This window comes from Kitasatospora sp. NPDC058162 (genome assembly GCF_042884005.1).
Lineage (GTDB): Bacteria > Actinomycetota > Actinomycetes > Streptomycetales > Streptomycetaceae > Kitasatospora.
In genome coordinates this window covers 324,298-345,118 of sequence record NZ_JBHVUS010000008.1, presented here as the reverse complement: position 1 = coordinate 345,118, position 20,821 = coordinate 324,298, and the positions used below count along the sequence as shown (strand labels likewise).

At 74.5% G+C, this 20,821-nt stretch carries 7 protein-coding genes; all 7 read right to left on the bottom strand.

Annotated elements, in window-relative coordinates; all coding sequences use genetic code 11:
* Positions 1 to 18: 18 nt before the first annotated feature.
* A complete protein-coding gene (locus ACFVXG_RS19085) occupies positions 19 to 1,248 on the bottom strand; it encodes a PLP-dependent aminotransferase family protein (protein WP_387929009.1) in 1,230 nt (409 codons plus the stop codon).
* A 65-nt stretch (positions 1,249 to 1,313) separates the two neighbouring features.
* A complete protein-coding gene (locus ACFVXG_RS19080) occupies positions 1,314 to 2,444 on the bottom strand; it encodes an alpha-hydroxy acid oxidase (RefSeq protein ID WP_387928956.1) in 1,131 nt (376 codons plus the stop codon).
* Positions 2,441 to 3,580, bottom strand: coding sequence for a 4-hydroxyphenylpyruvate dioxygenase (hppD, locus tag ACFVXG_RS19075; protein ID WP_387928955.1), 1,140 nt, complete (start codon positions 3,578 to 3,580; stop codon positions 2,441 to 2,443). The genes ACFVXG_RS19080 and hppD overlap by 4 nt, the downstream gene beginning before the upstream one ends.
* 128 nt (positions 3,581 to 3,708) lie before the next feature.
* Positions 3,709 to 5,025, bottom strand: coding sequence for an MFS transporter (locus ACFVXG_RS19070; RefSeq protein WP_387928953.1), 1,317 nt, complete (start codon positions 5,023 to 5,025; stop codon positions 3,709 to 3,711).
* A gap of 66 nt (positions 5,026 to 5,091) precedes the next feature.
* On the bottom strand, positions 5,092 to 6,120 hold the full coding sequence (locus ACFVXG_RS19065; protein ID WP_387928952.1) for an aminotransferase class I/II-fold pyridoxal phosphate-dependent enzyme: 1,029 nt from the start codon (positions 6,118 to 6,120) through the stop codon (positions 5,092 to 5,094).
* Entirely contained in the window at positions 6,120 to 7,166 is a 1,047-nt protein-coding gene (locus ACFVXG_RS19060) for an SAM-dependent methyltransferase (RefSeq protein WP_387928950.1), read from the bottom strand. Before ACFVXG_RS19060 ends, ACFVXG_RS19065 begins: the two co-directional genes overlap by 1 nt.
* Before the next feature lie 90 nt (positions 7,167 to 7,256).
* Positions 7,257 to 20,771, bottom strand: coding sequence for an amino acid adenylation domain-containing protein (locus ACFVXG_RS19055; RefSeq protein WP_387928948.1), 13,515 nt, complete (start codon positions 20,769 to 20,771; stop codon positions 7,257 to 7,259).
* Between the last annotated feature and the right edge of the window lie 50 nt (positions 20,772 to 20,821).

The following is a 20,821-nucleotide window of genomic DNA, read 5'->3' as shown; positions in this document are numbered from 1 at the left end:
GCCGCCCCCGCCACCGAATCAGGACCGGTCGGCGAGCAGGGCGGCCAGGCCGTCCAGCCCCCGGTCGAGGGTCTCCGGGTCGACCTGGCTGACCGAGAGCCGCAGTTGCCGCTCCCCGCCCTCCCCCGGGTAGAAGTGGGACATCGGCGTCCAGATCACCCCGTACCGCGAGGCGGAGAGCTCCAGCAGGGCGTCGTCCACCACGCACGGCACGGTGAGCACCAGGAAGAAGCCGCCGCGCGGCTCGTTCCAGGTCACCCCGCCGCCCGGCGGGAAGCGCCGGGCCAGGCCCGCCAGCACCAGCGCGAGGTTGCGCCGGTAGAGCGCGGCGACCTCGGTGTTGGCGGCCCGCAGGCTGTGGCCGTGTTCGAGCAGCGCGCCGCCGATCACGGCCTGGGCGATCGGCGAGGTGTTCACCGTGGTCATGCTCTTGACCATGCCGAGCAGGTCGGCCAGCAGCCCGCTGCCGCCCGCGCCGTCCGCCACCAGCTGGTCCGCCACCACGTACCCGACCCGGGCGCCCGGCAGGGCCGTCTTGGCGAAGGACCCGAAGTGGACCACCCGCCGCCCGGTGTCCAGCGCCTTGAGCGAGGGCAGCCGCTGCTCGCCCGCGAACACGCAGTACGGGTTGTCCTCCAGGACCAGGAAGTCCTCCTCGGCGGCCAGGTCCAGCAGCTCCCGGCGCAGCTCCAGCGGCAGGCTGGCGCCGCTCGGGTTGGCCACGTCCGGGACCAGGTAGAGCGCCTGGGGCCGCAGGCCCTCGGCCCGGGCCGAGGCCAACTGCCGCCGCAGGTCGGCGAGGTCCAGCCCGTCCGGGCCGTCGGCCACCGGCCGCACCGGCAGGTCCGCCAGCAGGGCCGCGCCGGTCAGCCCGACGTAGGTGGGCGAGACGGCGAGCACCACGTCCTCGGGGCCGCGGCGCAGCGCCCGCAGTACCAGGAACATCGCCTCCTGGCAGCCGACCGTGACCACGATCGACTCGGCGGGCACCTCGATGCCCTCGTCCACCGCGAGGTGGGCGGCGATCAGCTCGTGGATGATCCCCTTGGTCCGCCCGTACTGGAGCACCTGGCGGCGGGCCGCCTCCTCGGAGAGCCCGCGCTCGGTGCGCAGGTGCTCGGTGTAGCGGTCCAGGTGGCGGTGGACGGCGTCCAGGTCGAAGAACTGCTCGGCCGGGCGGCCGGCCGCGAAGGAGACCGCCTCCGGGTAGCGGATGGAGATCTCGTTGAGCAGGTTCATCGAGGTCATCGCCGGGTCGGCGAGGGAGGGGTGCAGGTCGGTCAGCCGCAGCTCGTGCGGCGGGGCGGTGACGGTCACGGGGCGCTCCAGGCGGGGCAGGGCATCGGGGTGGTGCGCAGGGCGGCGGCGGTGGCCAGGTCGGGGCAGCCGGCCAGGCCGAGGGCGTGGCGCAGCTCGGCGGCCAGCAGGTCCAGCACCCGGGTGCAGCCCGGCTCGCCGTCGGCCGCCAGGCCCCAGATCACCGGGCGGCCGAGCAGCACCCCGGACGCGCCGAGGGCCAGCGCGGTGAGCACGTCGGAGCCGCCGCGCACCCCGCTGTCCAGCAGCACCTGGCAGTCGCGCCCGGCCAGCGCCTCGGCGACGGCCGGCAGGGCCGTCAACGAGGGCACCGCCCGGTCGAGTTGGCGGCCGCCGTGGTTGGAGACCACCACGGCGGCGGCGCCCAGCTCGGCGGCCCGCAGCGCGTCCGCCGGGTCGAGCACCCCCTTGACCACCAGCGGCAGGTCGGTGTGCTCGCGCAGCCAGCCGAGGTCCGCCCAGGTGACGGCGGGGGAGAGCAGTTCGGCGGTGTGCGCGGCCACCGCCGAGACCTCGGCGGCGGCCCGGTGCGCCCGCCCGGCGCCGCCGCCCTCCAGCAGCGCCGCGCGGACGTCCCCAGGCAGGGCGAAGGCGTTGCGGACGTCGCGCAGCCGACGGCCCATGTACGGCACGTCGGCGGTGACGACCAGGCACTCGCTGCCCGCCGCCTCCGCCGCCGCGATCAGGTCGAGCAGCCGGGCCCGGTCGCGCAGCCAGTACAGCTGGAACCAGAGGGTGGCCCCGGTCGCCGTCAGCTCCTCGAAGCCGACGCTGCTGAGCGTGCCGACGGTGAACGGCACCCCCGCCGCGGCCGCCGCCCGGGCGGCGGCCAGTTCGCCCTCGGGGTGGAACAGCCGGTGGTAGGCGATCGGCGCCACCGCCACCGGCAGGGCCGCCCGGCTGTGCACCAGGGTCGCGGAGGTGTCGCAGGCGGAGACGTCGGCCAGCACCCGGGGCACCACCGCCTGCCGGTCGAAGGCCGCCCGGTTGGCGGCGAGGGTGCGCTCCTGCTCGGCGCCGCCGGCCAGCCAGTCCCAGACCTCGGGGGCCAGGGCTGCCCGGGCGAGCTCGGCGTACTCGGCTACCGACAGCGCCTGCCGGGGTGCCGTGGTGACCGGGGCGCTCATCCGGCCACTTCGCTGGCGCTGCGCTGGAGTTCGACGGCCTCGTAGAGGGCGCGGATGTTGTTGCTGCCGAAGTTGCGGGCCCGGATGCGCTCGATCACCTCGAAGAAGAAGGTGCCGCGCGGGTGCTGGGAGCGGGTGAAGATCTGGAACAACTGGCCGTCGTGGTCCTGGTCGACCAGCAGGTTGAGGTCGCGCAGCTCGTCGAGGGAGTGCCGCAGCGGGGTCAGCCGGGCGGGCAGGGCGTCGAAGTAGGCGCCCGGGGTGCGCAGGAAGGGCACGCCGCGGGTGGCCATGGTGGAGACGGAGTGGACGGCGTCCGCGGAGGAGAAGGCCACGTGCTGGACCCCGGCGCCGCCGTGGTCGGCGAGGAAGGAGGCGATCTGGCCGCCGGCGTCCGGGGTGAGCGGCTCGATCAGGGTGAGGGTGACGCTGTGGTCGGGGCTCTGCACGACCATCGAGTCCATGCCGAGGGTGCCGACCTCGATCCGCTCCTCGAAGACCATCCGGAAGCCGAAGACCTCGCGGTAGTGCCGGACGGTCGCGCGCAGTTCGCCGGAGGGGACGCAGACCGCGAAGTGGTCGACGGAGCGCAGGCCCACCGCGTCGGCGCCGCCCGCTGCCCGCTGACCGGCCGGTGTGGCGTCGGGCAGGCCCGGTATCCGCTCGGCGGGGACGCCGGGGCCGCGCTCGATCAGGGTGTGCACCACGTCGCCGAAGGCGCCGACCACGGCGGTGACGCAGCCGGCCGCGGCCTGCGGCGGGCGCAGCCCGTCGGCGCCCCGGCCGGTCAGCGCGCGGTAGGCGGCGGTGGCGTCCGGCACCCGCAGGGCCAGCGCGGCCACGCCGTCCCCGTGCCGGGCCAGGTAGTCGGTGGCCGGGTGGCCGGCGGCCAGCGGCTGGGTGAGCAGCAGCCGGATCGCGGCCTGGCCGAGCAGCGCGGAGACGCAGCGTTCGGCGCTCTCGACGCGCTCGGTGGGCGGGACGAGCAGGTCGAAGCCGTACTCCGCGGTCAGTCGGGCGACCTCGGCGGCGAGGTCGGTGACGTAGAACTCGACGTGGTCCAGGGTGAGTTCGGTCGGGGCTCCGGCATCGGCGGCGGTGTCGGCGGCAGGGGCGGGAGAGGATCTGTGGGGCATCTGAGGGGCTCTCTCGTGAGGAGTGCGCGGCGGCCCGCCCCGGTGGCGGCGCGGTGCGGTCGGGCCGTCGCCGGGGTGGGCCGGTGGTGTGGTGTGGCGTGGTGCGGGGACGGGGTGGTGCGGGCAGGTCAGGTGGACTGGAGGCGCGGGGCGGACTCGGCGGGCACCGCGGTCGGCTCGGCGTCCTCGGTCTCCTCGGCCTCGGCCGGAGCCGGGGTGAGCTGCCCGGCCGACTCCCCCTCGTCCGAGTCGTCCTCGTCGTCCTCGATCACCGCGTCGGGCTTGCCCAGCAGGTAGAGGCCCGACAGCAGCGCGCCGACCACCATGGCGACCAGCACCGTGCGGAAGTCCAGCGCGGCCACCAGGCCGGCGCCGACGCCGATGGCGACCGCCTGCGGGGCGGTGAGGGAGAGGTTGACGGCCGCCTGGGTGCGGCCCATCAGCTGCGGCGGGGTCAGCGACTGGGCGGCGGTGGCCAGGCCGACCACCCCGGCCGGCATGCCGGCCCCGGCGATCAGCAGTCCGGCCGACACCACCCAGACCGAGGGCACCAGCAGCAGCAGGGCGCCGACCGCGAAGGTGGCCGCGCCGAGCATCACGGTCTTCCGGGGGCCGAGCTTGCCGATCAGGATGCCGCCCAGCACCGAGCCGCCGAGTGCCCCGACCGCCTCCACGGTCTCCAGCACGCCGAGGAACTGCGGCGAGCGGTTCAGCCCGTGCTGGATGAGCGAGAACAGCACCGGCTGCAGGAAGCTGAGCACGGTCGCGGTGGCGGTGGTCGCGATCAGCAGCGGCAGCAGCGAGGCGGTGCCGCGCAGGTGCTGGAAGCCCGCCAGCACCTCGGTGCGCCAGTGCCGGCCGGACGGCTCCGGCTTGGTCTCGGGCACCCGCAGCGCCAGGAAGGCGAGCGCCGCCGCGAGCAGGATGCCGATGTCCACCAGGGCGACGGCCCGGCCGCCGAGCCACCCGTACAGGCCGGAGCCGACCAGCGGCGCGACCAGGGTGGTGCCGGCGCGCATGGTCTGGGTGAACCCGACGGCCGCGCCGAAGTCCTGATGCTCAGTCAGGATGGTGCGCAGCATGGCGCTCTGAGCTGGCGTCAGGACGGCTCCGGCCAGGCCGTAGAGCACCGCGGTGCCGTAGATGATCCACAGCCGGCCGCGGCCGTCGACCAGCAGCAGCGGCGAAACTGCCACCGCCAGCGCGAGGTTGACCGTGACCAGCAGCGGCCGTCGGCGGACCCGGTCGGCGACCAGGCCGCCGAGCGGCAGCAGCAGCATCGGGACGGCGTAGCAGAACATCACCAGACCGGCCGCCGAGCTGCTCCCCGTCAGGACCTTGGCCCAGATGCCGAGGGCGATGAAGAGCGCGCTGTCCCCGAGGACGGACAGCGTCTGTCCCGCTATGTAGAGCCGGAACTCCGGCCGCGCCAGAAGTGGGTGCATGTCCTGTCCTGTCCTTGACTGCTGCGTTTGCGAGGGATGGAGCGGTTGCCCGGTGACTGTCCGGGTCTAGCGGGGCGCGGTGACGGCCCGGTGGGCGCGGGTGAAGCCTTCGATCACGGCGTCGTTGGCGTCCTTCTCGCCGACGGCGATCCGGATGCCCTGGCCCGGGTAGAAGCGGACGGCCACCCCGAGCCGCTCCAGTTCGGCCTTGACCGGGAGCTGCTCCTCGGGCGAAGGCGCCGTCACCCAGAGGAAGTTGGTCAGGCTCGGCGGCACCGACCGGCCCAGGGCGAGCAGTTCGGCCCGCAGCCGCTCGCGCTCGGCGGCGATCTCGGCGATCCGCCGGTCCACCTCGTCCTGGGCGGCGACGGCGGCCAGCAGCCCCGCCTCCTGGAGCCGGTTCACCGCGTACGGGACCTGGACGGCCCGTACGCGCTGCGCCACGGACTCCTCCGCGATCGCGTAGCCGATCCGCAGGGCGGCCAGGCCGTGCGACTTGGAGAGGGTGCGCAGCACCACCAGGTTGGGCCACTCGGCGATCCGGGCCGGCACCTCCGGGGCCGCCCAGCTCTGGGCGAAGTCGATGTACGCCTCGTCCAGCAGGATCAGCGCGGTGGCCGGCACCCGGCGGAAGAAGCCGGTCAGTTCCGTCCAGGAGTAGACCGTGCCGGTCGGGTTGTGCGGGTTGCACAGCACGATGATCCGGGTGCGGTCGTCCACCCGGTCGGCCATCGCGGCCAGGTCGTGCCGGGCGTCCGGGCCGAGCGGGACGGCCCGGGACTCGGCCCCGGCGATCTCGCAGAACAGCGGGTACGCGTCGAAGCAGGGGTCCGAGTGCACCACGTTGTCGCCGGGGCGGACGACGGCGTGGAAGAGGTCCAGCGCGACGCCGGCCGAGCCGTGGCCGACCACGACCTGGGCGGCCGGGACGCGCTGCCAGTCGGCGATGAACCCGGCGAAGCGCTCCGGGCGGAAGTCCGGGTAGCGGTTCAGGTCGGCGACCGCCCCCGCCAGGGCGGTCAGCACGGACAGCGGCGGCGGGTACGGGTGCTCGTTCTGGGCCAGCAGGTGTCTGGCCCCGGACGCGGCGGCCATCAGTCGGCCTGGAGGACGTAGAGCCAGGAGTGCGGGGTGGCCAGCGCCTCGACCCGGTCGATCCGCAGCCCGGCGTCGGTGAACAGCCGCTCGTAGGTCTCCTTGGTGTGCAGCGGCACGCCCATCATCGCGTGCGCCAGCTCGAAGCCGACCGAGAAGACCGGCATCGCGCTCTGCGACTCGCCCTCGCCGCGCAGCATGGTGTCGCCGAGCACGAAGGTGCGGGCCTTCGGGAAGGCCTCGCGCATCCGGGTGAAGATCGAGGAGCGGGTGCCCGGGTCGGCGAGCAGGTCGTGCAGCAGGAAGAAGCTCATCACGGTGTCGACCTCGGCCACCTCGGCGGCCTCGGCGTCGTTGTCGATCTGGGTGCCGAGCAGGCCCAGCACGTCGGCCCGGACGGCGGTGACCCGGTCCTGCATCCCGGCGGCGGCGATGTCGGCGCGGGCGATGTCGGTGGCCGGGCGGCTGATGTCGATGCCCAGGCCGCGGCTGCCCTCGCGTTGGGAGACCACCCGGCGGACCCGGGCGGAGGTGCCGCTGCCCAGGTCGGCGATGGTGCGGAAGTCGATGCCGGAGAGCACGTCGGTCAGCTGGGCGGCGAACATCGACTGGTCGCACTGGGCGGAGCCGAGGGCGACCATCGCCTCGTCGCGGAAGACGTCCGCGTTGTAGTGGTGCGAGCCGGTGCTCAGGTGTCCGGCACGGCCGAACACGTCGTGGTAGCCGCCGACCGCCCAGGTGAAGTAGCCGCGGGCGGCGGCGATCTCGATGCCCGCCTCGGTGGGCAGGTAGCCGGCGCCGTCGGCCTTGAGGTAGCCGTAGTCGGCGGCGGCGCGCAGCACGGCCTCGGTGCGGGCGGTGTCGCCGCGCTCCGTGGTGACGGCGGCGGCGGACAGGGCGTCGCCGCGGCCGATCTGCTCCAGCACGCCGATCCGGTCCAGCGCGAAGATCACGTTGGCGGCGATGAAGCCGTTGTAGGCGTCGGTCGACGAGATCGGCGCCGGGGTGACGCCGCGCCAGGTGTCGGGGATGACGGCAGTCTGCATCGGTGTGTCCATTCCTCGTGGTGGGCCGGGTCGCGGCCGCTTGGTGGGGTGGTGCGGGGGTGTCGCGGTGGTGCGGTGGTGCAGGGAGGCTCAGTGGCGGGGCGTTCGGTCCTGCGCCGGAGGGCGCAGCCGGTCGGCGAGCACCGGCCCGATGACGGCGAGGGCCTCCGGGCCGGTCATCGCGCCGTGGGTGCTCGGCACCTCGTGGACCTCCAGCCGGCCGCCCACGTGGGCCCGCCAGGTCTCGGGGTCGGGGGCGTCGGCCGGGCGGTCCTTCGCGGCGACGAAGACCAGCGCGTCGCCGTCGTAGCCGGGCAGCGGGGCGTCGCCGGCCAGCGCGAGGTTGGCCAGGAAGACCTCGACCACCCGGGCCACCCCGGCGCCGCTCAGGCCGGTCAGCGGGCCCTCGCCGTGCCGGACCAGCTCGGCGTAGCCCGCCTCGTCGGCCGGCCAGGCGGTGATCTCGCCGGCCGGCTGGCCGAGGGATTCGAGGATCGCGGCGAGCAGCGCCGGGTCGCGGTCGTCGGCGTCCCCGGTGTGCTGGTGGTACTCGTCCAGCTCCGGGTAGCCGTCCAGCACGGCGAGCAGCTCGACCCGCTCGCCCTGCTCCCGCAGCAGCGCGGCCACCGCGTGGGCGACCGGGCCGCCGAAGGACCAGCCCAGCAGGGCGTACGGGCCCTGCGGGCGGACCGAGCGCAGCTCGGCCAGGTAGCTGCGGGCCATCTCCGCCAGGCTGGCCGGGTGGCGCGCCAGGTCGGCCAGCCCGGGCGCCTGGAGGCCGTAGATCGGCTGCTCGGCGTCCAGGTGGCGCAGCAGCCCGGTGTACACCCAGCTGATCCCGGCCGCCGGGTGCACGCAGAACAGCGGCGGGCGCGAGCCGCGGGTGCGGATCGGCAGCAGCACCGGGAAGTTCTCCTCGGCGGGGGCGCCGTCCCGGGCCGCGGCCAGCAGTTCGGCCAGTCCGGCGACGGTCGGGGCCTGGAACAGCGCCCGGACGCCGAGTTCGGCGCTGCCGGTCAGCTCGCGCATCCCGGCGACCAGGCGGCCGGCCAGCAGCGAATGGCCGCCCAGCTCGAAGAAGTTGTCGTCGATGCCGACCCGCTCCAGGCCGAGCACGTCGGCGAACAGCCCGCAGAGCACCTCCTCCAGCGGGGTGCGCGGCCCCCGCCCGTCGCCCGCCCGGCCCGGCTCGGGGGCGGGCAGCGCCCGCTCGTCGAGCTTGCCGTTGGGCGTCAGCGGCAGGCGCTCCAGCGGCACCAGGGCGGCGGGCAGCATGTAGTCCGGCAGCTCGGCGGCCAGCCGGGTGCGCAGCGCGTCCAGGTCCACCGGGGCGGCTCCGGCGGCCGGCACCAGGTAGCCGACCAGGCGCTTCTCGCCCGGGGCGTCCTCGCGGACCACCACGGCGGCGGAGGCCACCTCGGGCCGGCGGCTGAGCACCGAGCCGATCTCGCCGAGCTCGATCCGGAAGCCGCGGATCTTCACCTGGGCGTCGATCCGGCCCAGGTAGTCCAGCTCGCCGGAGGCCGTCCAGCGGGCCAGGTCGCCGGTGCGGTACATCCGGGTGCCGGGGGCGCCGTACGGGTCGGCGACGAAGCGTTCGGCGGTCAGGGCCGGGCGGCCCAGGTAGCCGCGGGCCAGGCCGGCTCCGGCGACGTACAGCTCGCCGGGCACCCCGGCGGGCACCGGGCGCAGCCGGGAGTCCAGCAGGTAGAGCCGCAGGTCCGGGATGCCCGCGCCGATCAGCGAACGGGACTGCCCGGCGGCCGTCCCGGCGTCCAGCGGACGGTAGGAGACGTGCACCGTGGTCTCGGTGATGCCGTACATGTTGACCAGCACCGGCGCGTCCTCGGCGTGCCGCTGGTACCAGGGCGCCAGCCGGGCCAGGTCGAGTGCCTCGCCGCCGAAGACCACCCGGCGCAGAGCAAGCCGGGCGCCGAGCTCCGGCTCCTCCTGGTCGGCCTGCATCAACTGGTAGAAGGCGGACGGGGTCTGGTTGAGGACGGTGACCCGCTCGCGCACCAGCAGCTCCAGGAACTCGCGGGGCGAGCGGCTGGTCTCGAAGGGCACCACGACCAGGCTGCCGCCGTGCAGCAGCGCGCCCCACAGCTCCCAGACCGAGAAGTCGAAGGCGTAGGAGTGGAACAGCGTCCAGACGTCCGCCGGGCCCGGGACGAACCAGTGGTCGGTGGCGGCGAACAGCCGGGCGACGTTGCCGTGCGGGATCACCACGCCCTTCGGCCGACCGGTCGAGCCCGAGGTGTAGATCACGTACGCCGGGTGCTCCGGGCCGAGCGCGGGGGCGGGGGCTTCGGCGGGCGTCCGGGCCAGCTCGGCGGCCGTCTCCGGAGTGTCGAGCAGCAGCAACGGCAGCTGCGGATCCGGCAGTCGGGTGGCGGCCGCGGTGGTGGTGAGCAGCAGCTCGGGGGCGGAGTCGGCCAGGGTGTAGGCGATCCGGTCGGCCGGGTAGTCCGGGTCGATCGGCACGTAGGCGCCGCCGGCCTTGAGCACCGCGAGCACGGCGACCACCAGCTCCACCGAGCGCGGCAGCGCCAGCGCCACCAGGCGCTCGGGGCCGACGCCCCGGTCGGCGAGCAGCCGGGCCAGCCGGTTCGCCTGGGCGTCCAGTTCGGCGTAGCTGATCCGCTCGTCCCGGTGGACCACCGCCACGGCCTGCGGGGTCCGGGCCGCCTGGGCCGCGAACAGCTCTGGGACGGTGGGGAGTTCGCTGGTCTTGGGCCGATCGGTGGGTGCGCTCCAGTGGTCCAGGATCAGGGTCCGCTCGGCGGGGGAGAGGAGCTCCGCCTCGTCGACCGGGCGGGCCGGGTCGGCCACCACGGCGGCCAGCAGCCGCTCGAAGCGCTCGCCGATCGCCGTCACCGTGGCCGGTTCGAACAGCTCCTCGGCGAACTCGACCACCACGCCGATCCCGGCCGGGGAACCGTCGGCGGCCAGCTGCTCGCTGAAGCCGAAGGCCAGGTCGAACTTGGCGAGTTCGGCGGCTGAGGGCTCCACCCGGGCCGGCAGGTCGGCGAAGTCGAGGCCGGCCTCGGTCTCGGGCCCGGCGGCGAAGGTCAGCATCACCTGGAACAGCGGGTGCCGGGCCGTCGAGCGGGCCGGGTTGAGCACCTCGACCAGCCGCTCGAAGGGCACGTCCTGGTGCTCGAACGCGTCCAGGTTGGCCTGGCGCACCCGCTCCAGCAGTCGGTGGAAGCTCGGTTCGCCGGAAAGGTCGGCGCGCAGGACCAGGGTGTTGACGAAGAAGCCGATCAGCTCGTCCAGGGCCCCGTCGGTGCGGCCCGCGACCGGGGTGCCGAGCGGGATGTCGGTGCCCGCGCCCAGCCGGGCCAGGGTGGCGGCCAGCGCGGCCTGCACCACCATGAACACGCTGGACCGGCTCGCCCGCGCCAACTCGACGATCGCGGAGTGGAGTTCGGCCGGGATCCGGAACTCGACGGTGTCCCCGCGGCGGGTGGGCGCCAGCGGCCGCTTGCGGTCGTAGGGGAGCGTCAGCTCCTCTGGGAGACCGGCCAGCGCCTGCTTCCAGTAGGCGAGTTGGGCGTGCTGGGTGCTGGTCGGGTCGTCCTCCGCGCCGAGCAGCTCGCGCTGCCAGAGGGCGTAGTCGGCGTACTGGACGGGCAGCGGCTCCCAGTCGGGTTCCGCGTCCGCCCGGCGGGCCCGGTAGGCGGCGTCGAGGTCGCGCAGCAGCGGGCCGACGGACCAGCCGTCGCTGACGATGTGGTGCAGCAGCACCAGCAGCACGTGCTCGCCCTGGGGCAGGGAGAACAGCGTGGCCCGCAAGGGGAGTTCGGCGGCCAGGTCGAAGGCCTGCCCGGTCGCCCCGGCCAGGGCGACCTGAAGGGCCTCCTCGTCCGCGACCGTGCGGGTGTGCAGAACGGCCTCGGCGCTCGGCGCGATCAGTTGGTGGGGCCGGCCGTCGACGGCGGGGAAGGTGGTGCGCAGCACCTCGTGCCGGGCGACCACGTCGGCGAGGGCCGCGGCGAGGGCCCCGGTGTCCAACGGGCCGCCGATCCGGAGCACGAGGGGGGTGTTGTAGAGGGCACTCGGGCCCTCGAACTGGTCGATGAACCACAGGCGTTGCTGGGCGTGGGAGAGCGGGACCAGCTCCGGGCGCTGCCGGGGCAGCAGCCTGGCGCGGACCGGGCCGGCGGCCTCGCCGAGGTGGTCGGCCAGGGCGGCGACGGTGGGGTGGTCGAAGAGGGTGCGGATGGGGAGTTCGGTGTCGAGGGTGGTGCGGATGCGGCTGATGAGTCTGGTGGCGAGCAGGGAGTGGCCGCCGAGGTCGAAGAAGCTGTCGTCGATGCTGAGGGCGGGCAGGCCGAGGGTGTCGGCGAAGAGTGCGCAGAGGGTCTGTTCGGTGGTGGTGCGGGGTGCGCGGCCTTCGGGGGTGCCGGTGTAGTCGGGGGCGGGCAGGGCGCGCCGGTCGACCTTGCCGTTGGCGGTCACGGGGAGCGTGTCGAGGGTGACGATCGCGGCGGGGACCATGTAGGCGGGCAGCCGGTCAGCGAGGAAGGCGCGCAGTTCACCGGGGGTGGCCTCACCGGTGACGTAGGCGGCCAGGCGCTTGTCGCCCGGCTGGTCCTCCCGGACCATCGCCACCGCGTGGCCCACCGCTGGGTGGGCGGCCAGCGCCGCCTCCACCTCGGCCGGCTCGATCCGGAAGCCCCGGATCTTCACCTGGTCGTCGACGCGGCCGAGGAACTCCAGCACGCCGTCCGTGCTCCAGCGCACGATGTCGCCGGTGCGGTACATCCGGGTGCCCTTGCCGCCGAACGGGCAGGCCACGAAGCGCTCCGAGGTCAGCGCCGGACGGCCGACGTAGCCCCGGGCCAGGCCGTTGCCCGCGAGGTACAGCTCGCCGGGCACCCCGGCGGGGACCGGCCGGAGGGTGTCGTCGAGGACGTACGCCCGGGTGTTGGCCAGCGGGCGGCCGATCGGCACCACGGCGGGGACGTCCCCGCCCGGCGTCATGGTGAAGGTGGTCTTGATGGCCGTCGTCTCGGTCGGCGCGTACACCGCGACCACGTCCGTCTCCGGGCACGCCCGGAACAGCTGCCGGACGGCCTCCGGCGGGACCACGTCACCGCCGGTCCACACCTGGTGGACCCCGCGGAACGCCTCCGGGGTCTCCTCGGCCAGCAGCCGCAGCAGACCGGAGGGCGCCTGCACCAGGGTGACGGCGTGCCGGGTGACGGTCGCGGCCAGCGCGCGCAGGTCGAGCTGCCCGGGGGCGGCCAGCACGATCCGGCCGCCGGTCACCAGCGGCGCCCACACCTCGGTGGTGGAGGCGTCGAAGGCGGTGGGCGAGTGCAGCAGGACGCTGCGGTGGTGGCCCTGGTGGAAGTGCGGGTTGGCCAGCAGGTCGACCACGTTGCGGTGGGTCACCGCGACGCCCTTGGGGACGCCGGTCGAGCCGGAGGTGTACATCACGTAGAGCAGCTGGCCGGGGTGGGAGCGGCGGCCGGCGGGGGTGGGGGTGGCTGCGGCGGCGGGCCGGGCCGCGGCCGTCTCGGTGACGTCGAGGGCGGTGACGGCGAGCGCGGTGACGCCGGCGCCGCAGTCGAGGACCGGGTGGTCGCGGTGGGCCGGGTCCACCAGGACGAGCTGCGCCCGGGTGTCGGCCAGGATGTGCCGCATCCGGTCCAGCGGGTAGCGGGCGTCCATCGGGACGTAGCTGCCGCCCGCCTTGGTGACCGCGAGGATCGCCGTCACCAGCTCGGCCGAGCGGTCCATCAGGATCGCGACCGGCTCCTCCACGGCCAGCCCGCGGTTCACCAGGACGGCCGCCAACGCGCCTGCCCGGGCGTCGAGTTGGGCGTAGCTCAGCCGCTCGGTGTCGGAGACCACGGCGACCGCGTCGGGGGTGGCGGCGGCCTGGGCCTCGAACAGCTCGGACAGCGTGGTGTCGGCGATCGGGACGGCGGTGTCGTTCCAGCCGGTGAGCAGCTGCTCGCGCTCGGCCGGGGCGAGGATCTCGATCGTGCCGATGGGCGCGTCGGGGTCCTCGGCGGCGGCGGTGAGGACGCGCAGCAGGCGCTCGGCGAGGGTGGCGACGGTGGCGTGGTCGAAGAGGTCCGCCGCGTACTCCACGGCCGCGGCCACGCCGAGCGGCGCCCCGCCTTCGCCGTGCTGCTCGATGAAGTTGAAGTTCAGGTCGAAGTGCGCCAGGGACTCGCCCGCGCCCTCCAGCGCCCCGCTCACCCCGCCCAGGGTGAGCGCGGGGGACGGGCCGCTGCTCACGGTGAGGACGGTCTGGAAGAGCGGGTGGCGGGCGGGGGTGCGGGTGGGGTTGAGCTGTTCGACCAGCCGCTCGAAGGGGACGTCCTGGGTCTCGAAGGCGTCCAGGTCGGCCCGGCGGACGCGGTCCAGGAGCTCGCGGAAGGTGGGGTTGCCGGTGGTGTCGGTGCGCAGGACGAGGGTGTTGACGAAGAAGCCGACCAGGTCGTCGAGCGCTTCGTCGGTGCGCCCGGCGACGGGGGTGCCGAGCGGCAGGTCGGTGCCGGCGCCGAGGCGGGTGTAGAGGGTGGCGACGGCCGCCTGCACGACCATGAACAGGCTGGCGCGGTTGGCGGTCGCCAACTCGCCGAGCCGGTGGTGCAGTTCGGCGTCCAGCCGGTACTCGACGGTGCCGGCACGGTGGCTCGGCGCGGCGGGGCGCGGTCGGTCGTACGGGAGCGCCAGCTCCTCCGGGAGCTCGGCCAGCGCCCGCTTCCAGTGGGCAAGTTGGGCGTGCTGGGCGCTGGTCGGGTCCTCCTCGGTGCCGAGCAGGTCGCGCTGCCAGAGGGTGTAGTCGGCGTACTGGACGGGCAGCGGTTCCCAGTCGGGTTCCGTGTTCGCCCGGCGGGCCCGGTAGGCAGTGTCGAGGTCGCGCAGCAAGGGGGTGACGGACCAGCCGTCGCTGGCGATGTGGTGCAGCAGGACGACCAGGGTGTGCCGCTCGGCATCCAGCGAGAACAGCGATACCCGGATCGGCAGGTCCTCGGCGAGGCGGAACACCGCGCCGGTGGCCTCGGCCACCGCTGCTGCCAGTTCCTCCTCGTCGGCCACCGTGCGGGTGTGCAGAACGGGCCCGGCGCTCGGCGCGATCAGCTGGTGGGGCCGGCCGTCGGCGGTGGGGAAGGTGGTGCGCAGCACCTCGTGCCGGGCGACCACGTCGGTCAGGGCCGTGGCGAGGGCCTCGGTGTCGAGCGAACCGTCGAGGTGGGCGACGAAGGGGGTGTTGTAGAGGGCGCTCGGGCCCTCGAACTGGTCGATGAACCAGAGGCGTTGCTGGGCCGGGGAGAGCGGCACCCGGTCCGGCCTGGGCTGCGGCCGGAGCGCCGGGCGGGCCTTGGCGGCCTGTTGCTCCGTGGTGGGGAGGGCCTCGGCCAGGGCGGCGACGGTGGGGTGGTCGAAGAGCGTGCGGATGGGGAGTTCGGTGTCGAGGGTGGTGCGGATGCGGCTGATGAGCTTGGTGGCGAGGAGGGAGTGGCCGCCGAGGTCGAAGAAGTTGTCGTCGATGCTGAGGGCGGGCAGGCCGAGGGTGTCGGCGAAGAGGGCGCAGAGGGTCTGCTCGGTGGTGGTGCGGGGTGCGCGGCCTTCGGGGGTGCCGGTGTAGTCGGGGGCGGGCAGGGCGCGGCGGTCGACCTTGCCGTTGGCGGTGACGGGGAGGGTGTCGAGGGTGATGACGGCGGCCGGTTGCATGTAGGCGGGCAGGCGGTCGGTGAGGAAGGTGCGGAGTTCGCCGGGGGTGGCGTCGCCGGTGACGTAGGCGACCAGGCGTTTGTCGCCGGGCTGGTCCTCGCGGACCAGGGCGAGGGCCTGGCCGACGGCGGGGTGGGCGGTGAGGGCGGCCTCGACCTCGCCGAGTTCGATCCGGAAGCCGCGGATCTTGACTTGGTCGTCGGCCCGGCCGAGGAACTCCAGCACCCCGTCCGCGCGGCGGCGGACCAGGTCTCCGGTGCGGTACATCCGGGTGCCGGGTGCGCCGTAGGGGCACGCGATGAAGCGTTCGGCGGTGAGGGCGGGGCGGCCGACGTAGCCGCGGGCCAGGCCGTGGCCGGCGAGGTAGAGCTCCCCGGGGACGCCGACGGGGACGGGCTGGAGGTCGCCGTCGAGGACGTAGGCCCGGGTGTTGGGCAGGGGCCGGCCGATCGGGATGCTTGCCGGCACCCCGGCCGGGGCGGCCATGGGGTGGTGGGTGGCGAAGGTGGTGGTCTCGGTGGGGCCGTAGCCGTCGACCACGGTGAGGCCGGGGCAGGCCGCCAGGACGCGGCGGACGGCGGCCGGGGAGACCACGTCGCCGCCGGTCCACACCTCGCGGAGGCCGGCGAAGAGGCTCGGCTCCTCGGTGGCCAGGACGTTGAACAGCCCGGCCGTGAACCAGGCGGCCGTCACCCGGCCCCGGTCGATGGTGTCGGCGAGCTCGGTGACGCCGAGGCGTCCGGCGGGGGCGAGGACGAGGCGGGCGCCGGAGAGCAGCGGGGCCCAGAGCTCGTAGGTGGAGGCGTCGAAGGCGGTCGGGGAGTGCACCAGGACGCGTTGGTGGGCGTCGGGGGCGAAGGTGCCGCCGAGGGCGAGGTCGACGATGGAGCGGTGGGTGACGCCGATGCCCTTGGGGGTGCCGGTGGAGCCGGAGGTGTGCATCACATAGGCCAACTGGCCTTCAGCAATGGCGAGTTCGAGGTTATCGGCGGTCTCGTCGCCGACCGTGAGGGTGGTCAGCCCGGCCAGCGCCGGGTGGTTGCGGTCGCTCACCGCGATCCGGGCGCCCGCGTCGGCGAGGACGGCCTCCAGGCGTTCCTGTGGCTGGGCGTCGTCCAGCGGCACGTAGGTGCCACCGGCCTTGAGCACCGCGAGCAGGGCGATGACCAGGGCGGGGGAGCGCTCCAGCAGCAGGGCGACCGGGGTCTCGGCGGTGACGCCCGCCTCGACCAGGCGCAGCGCCAAGCCGTTGGCCCGGGCGTTGAGTTCGGCATAGGTCAGCTCGATGTCGCCCGCCACCAGGGCGATCGCCTCGGGTGTCGCGGCGGCCCGTGCCTCGAACAGCTCGGGGACCGCACCCGAGGGCAGTTCCGACACCGGCCCGTGCCAGCCCGACAGCAGCTGCTCGCGCTCCGTCGGGTCGAGGATCTCGATGGTGCCGATCGGCGCGTCGGGGTCGGTGGCGGCGGCGTGGAGGACGCGCAGCAGGCGTTCGGTGAGGGCGGCGACGGTGGCGTGGTCGAAGAGGTCCGCCGCATACTCCACGGCGCCGGAGAGGCCGCCCGCTCCGCCCGCCTCGCCCGGTCCGCTCAGTTCGGAGAATCCGAAGGAGAGGTCGAACTTGGCCACGTTCAGGTCGAACTCCATGTCACTGCAAGGGAGTTCACCGAAGGTGTGCGGCGCCTTCGCCTGGTTCTCGAGGGCGATGAGGGTCTGGAAGAGCGGGTGGCGGGCGGGGGTGCGGGTGGGATTGAGCTGCTCGACCAGGCGCTCGAAGGGGACGTCCTGGTGCTCGAAGGCGCTGAGGTCGGCCTGCCGGACGCGGTCGAGGAGCTCGCGGAAGGTGGGGTTGCCGGACGTGTCGGTGCGCAGCAGCAGGGTGTTGACGAAGAAGCCGACCAGGTCGTCGAGCGCTTCGTCGGTGCGCCCGGCGACGGGGGTGCCGAGCGGGAGGTCGGTGCCGGCGCCGAGGCGGGTGTAGAGGGTGGCGACGGCGGCCTGGAGGACCATGAACAGGCTGGCCCGGTTGCCGGTGGCCAACTCGACCAGTCGGCCGTGCAGTTCGGCGTCCACGGCGAACTCGACCAGTTCGCCCCGGTGGCTGGGCGCGGCGGGTCGGGGCCGGTCGTACGGAAGCGCCAGCTCCTCCGGTGCGTCGGCCAGGGACTGCTGCCAGAAGGTGAGTTGCCGTCCGATCAGGCTGTCCCGGTCGTCCTCGTCGCCGAGGAGTTCGCGCTGCCAGAGGGTGTAGTCGGCGTACTGGACGGGCAGCGGCTCCCACTGCGGCGCGTCTCCGTGGCAGCGGGCCCGGTACGCCTCGCCCAGGTCGCGGAAGAGCGGGGCGACGGACCAGCCGTCGCTGGCGACGTGGTGCAGCAGGAGCAGCAGCACGTGCTGTTCGCCCTGCGGCAGTGAGAACAGCGAGGCCCGGATGGGGAGTTCAGTGGCCAGGTCGAAGGCGTGGCCGATCGCCCGGTCCAACTGCCCGGTCAGCTCGGCCTCGTCGGCGACGGTGGTGACCGTCAGGGTGGGCTCGCCGAAGGCGGTGACCAGCTGGTGGGGCCGGCCGTCGACGGTGGGGAACGTCGTGCGCAGCACCTCGTGCCGGGTCGCCAGGTCGTGCAGCGCCGTCGCCAGCGCCCCGGTGTCGACCGCGCCGGTGAGCCGGAGGGCGAAGGGGGTGTTGTAGAGGGCGCTCGGGCCCTCGAACTGGTCGATGAACCAGAGGCGTTGCTGGGCGTAGGAGAGCGGTACCAGCTCCGGGCGTTCCCGGGCGGTCAGTCCGGTCCGCACCGGGGTGGGGCTCTCGCCGAGGTGCCGGGCCAGTCCGGCGACGGTGGGGTGGTCGAAGAGGGTGCGGATGGGCAGTTCGGTGCCGAGGGCGGTGCGGATGCGGCTGGCGAGCCTGGTGGCGAGCAGGGAGTGGCCGCCGAGGTCGAAGAAGTTGTCGTCGATGCCGGGTTCGGCGGTTCCGAGGACTTCGGCGAAGAGCGCGCACAGGGTCTGCTCGGTGGCGTTGCGGGCGGCCCGGCCGGTGGTGGTGGCGGAGTAGTCGGGGGCGGGCAGGGCGCGGCGGTCGACCTTGCCGTTGGAGTTGACCGGCAGGGCGTCGAGCGGGACGACGGCGGCGGGGACCATGTAGCCGGGCAGCCGGTCGGTGACGAAGGCGCGCAGCTCGTCGAGCGGGGCGCCGCCGGTGACGTAGGCGACCAGGCGCTTGTCGCCGGGCTGGTCCTGGCGGACCGTCGCGAAGACCTGGCGGACGGCCGGGTGGGCGGCGAACGCGGCCTCCACCTCGGCGAGTTCGATCCGGAAGCCGCGGACCTTGACCTGGTCGTCCGTTCGCCCCACGAACTCCAGTTCGCCCGTGCCGGTCCAGCGGACCAGGTCGCCGGTGCGGTACATCCGGTCGCCGGGCTCCCCGTACGGGCAGGCGGTGAAGCGCTCGGCGGTCAGCCCCGGGCGGCCGACGTAGCCGCGGGCCAGGCCGGGCCCGGCGAGATACAGCTCGCCGGGCACGCCGACGGGGACGGGGTGGAGGGCGTCGTCGAGGACGTACGCCCGGGTGTTGGGCAGGGGCCGGCCGATCGGCACCACGGCGGCCGGCACCTCCTCGGGGGAGGTCATCGCGCGCCGGGTGGCGAAGGTGGTGGTCTCGGTCGGGCCGTAGACGTGCACCACCCGCAGCCCGGGGCAGGCCTCCAGGGCGCGCCGCATGGCCGTCGGCGAGGCGATGTCCCCGCCGGTCCAGACCTCGCGCATCCCGGCGAAGGTCTGCGGGGCCTCGGTGGCCAGCACGTTGAACAGCCCGACGGTGATGAAGGCGCCGGAGACCCGCTGCCGGTCGAGCAGGTCGGCGAGTTCGGCGATCCCGAGCCGGCCGGGCGGGGCGATGACGAGGCGGCCGCCGGAGAGCAACGGGGTCCAGAACTCGTAGGTGGAGGCGTCGAAGGCGGTGGGGGAGTGCACCGCGACCCGGGCGTGGCTCTCGCGGGCGAAGGCGCCGCCGAGCGCGAGGTCGACGATGGACCGGTGGGTGATGCCGATGCCCTTGGGCTTTCCGGTCGAGCCGGAGGTGTGCATCACATAGGCCAACTGGCTGTCGGCAACGGTGAGTTCGAGGTTGTCGGCGGTCTCCTCGCCGACCGAGAGGGTGGTCAGCCCGGCCAGCGCGGGGTGGCTGCGGTCGCTGATGGCGAGCCGGGCGCCCGCGTCGGCGAGGACGGCCTCCAGACGCTCCTGCGGCTGGGCGTCGTCCAGCGGTACGTACGTTCCACCGGCCTTGAGCACGGCCAGCAGGGCGACGACCAGGGCGGCCGAGCGTTCCAGCAGCAGTGCGACGGGGGTCTCGGCGGTGACGCCCGCCTCGACCAGGCGCAGCGCCAAGCCGTTGGCCCGGGCGTTGAGTTCGGCGTACGTCAGCTCGGTGTCGCCCGCCACCAGGGCGACGGCCTCGGGCGTCGCGGCGGCCCGCGCCTCGAACAGCTCGGGGACCGCGCCCGTGGGCAGTGCCGCCACCGGTCCGTGCCAGCCGGCCAGCAGCTGTTCCCGCTCCGCCGGGCCGAGGATCTCGATGGCGCCGATCGGCGCGTCGGGGTCGGCGGCGGCCGCCCGCAGCACCCGGGTGAGGCGCTCACCCAGGGTGGCCGCGGTGGCGTGGTCGAAGAGGTCCGCCGCGTACTCCACGGCGCCGGTCAGGCCGTTGGCGACGCCGTGGGCGTCGTGCAGCTCGACGAAGGCGAAGGAGAGGTCGAACTTGGCGAGGTGCTGGTCGAGGACGTGCTCCCGGCAGCGGAGCCCGGCGAAGTCGGTGGGGAGGTCCTCGTCGCTGTCCAGGGTCAGCATGGTCTGGAACAGCGGGTGGCGGGCCGGGACGCGGGCCGGGTTGAGCTGCTCGACCAGGCGCTCGAAGGGGACGTCCTGGTGCTCGAAGGCGTCCAGGTCGAGCCGGCGGACGCGGTCCAGCAGTTCGCGGAAGCTGGGGTTGCCGGTGGTGTCGGTGCGCAGCACGAGGGTGTTGACGAAGAAGCCGACCAGCTCGTCCAGGGCCTCGTCGGTGCGCCCGGCGACGGCGGTGCCCAGCGGCAGGTCGGTGCCGGCGCCGAGCCGGGTGTAGAGGGCGGCGACGGCGGCCTGGAGGACCATGAACAGGCTGGCCCGCTCCTTCGCGGCCAACTCGGCCAGGGCCGCGTACAGTTCGGCGTCCAGGGCGAGGTCGGCGGTGCCGCCTCGGCGGGTCGGCGCGGCCGGTCGCGGCCGGTCGTACGGGAGCGCCAGCTCCTCCGGCGCCTCGGCCAGGGCGCCCTGCCAGTAGGCGAGTTGGGTGCTGAGCACGCTCTCCGGGTCGTCCTCCTCGCCGAGGAGTTCGCGCTGCCACAGGGTGTAGTCGGCGTACTGGACGGGCAGCGGCTCCCACTGCGGCGCGCCGCCGGCCCGGCGGGCCCGGTAGGCCTGGTCCAGGTTGCGGAAGAGCGGGGGCACCGACCAGCCGTCGCTGGCGATGTGGTGCATCAGCACCAGCAGCACGTGCTCCTCGGCGGACAGCGAGAACAGCGTGCAGCGGATGGGCAGTTCGGCCGCGAGGTCGAAGACGTGCCGGGTCGCCGCGTCCAGTCGGGTGGTCAGCTCGGCCTCGTCGGCGACCGGGACGGCGGCCACCTCGAGGGTGGCGACGGCGGGGCCGTCCGGCTCGGCGATCGACTGCTGCGGCCGGCCGTCGACGGTGGGGAAGGTGGTGCGCAGCACCTCGTGCCGGGCGAGCACGTCACGCAGTGCGAGGGAGAGGACGGCGGCGTCGAGCCCGCCGGTCAGCCGGACGGCGAACGGGGTGTTGTAGAGCGCGCTGGGGCCTTCGAGCTGTTCGATGAACCACAGCCGCTGCTGCGCGAACGACAACGGGATCAAGGTCTGCCTCCGGCGGGTGACGTGCTGAGTGGGGACGGTGCGGTCGGGCC

Excerpts from the sequence above, each read along its gene's own strand:
- ACFVXG_RS19085 (WP_387929009.1), bottom strand. The coding sequence starts at position 1,248 with ATGACCTCGATGAACCTGCTCAACGAGATCTCCATCCGCTACCCGGAG.
- ACFVXG_RS19080 (WP_387928956.1), bottom strand. The coding sequence starts at position 2,444 with ATGAGCGCCCCGGTCACCACGGCACCCCGGCAGGCGCTGTCGGTAGCC.
- hppD (WP_387928955.1), bottom strand. The coding sequence starts at position 3,580 with ATGCCCCACAGATCCTCTCCCGCCCCTGCCGCCGACACCGCCGCCGAT.
- ACFVXG_RS19070 (WP_387928953.1), bottom strand. The coding sequence starts at position 5,025 with ATGCACCCACTTCTGGCGCGGCCGGAGTTCCGGCTCTACATAGCGGGA.
- ACFVXG_RS19065 (WP_387928952.1), bottom strand. The coding sequence starts at position 6,120 with ATGGCCGCCGCGTCCGGGGCCAGACACCTGCTGGCCCAGAACGAGCAC.
- ACFVXG_RS19060 (WP_387928950.1), bottom strand. The coding sequence starts at position 7,166 with ATGCAGACTGCCGTCATCCCCGACACCTGGCGCGGCGTCACCCCGGCG.